The following is a 337-nucleotide window of genomic DNA, read 5'->3' on the forward strand; positions in this document are numbered from 1 at the left end:
CTAAGGGTTTGACTCTTAGTCTTGGTGAGCGCTAAATTATCTCGTATACCAAAATTGTTTTTCGCATTTAACTGTAAATGAGTTACTTCCTTAAACTTTCTAAACAACCAGGTGGGAAATTTTTCTTCAAAAACCTCTAATTCCACAACTTCACAGTCAAGGTTATAAGTATTATATACAAAGGCGGGAAGACAGGAAATAATTACTACTTTATCGTACTTCTTCTTTGCTTCAACAATAAAATCTGTAAATATAAAATTGCGGAAACCCACCCCATCAGTTATTACAACTCCTAATATGCTCATAAGCTCTTAATCTATACTCCCGATCCGCCCAT

The 337-nt window shown here is 34.7% G+C and carries 1 pseudogene; it reads right to left on the reverse strand.

Features of this window, described 5'->3' with window-relative positions:
* A pseudogene (locus HC176_RS18210) lies at window positions 1–305 on the reverse strand (hypothetical protein); the annotation flags it as partial.
* Window positions 306–337: the final 32 nt, after the last annotated feature.

The sequence above is a fragment of the Tamlana crocina genome (assembly GCF_012037625.1).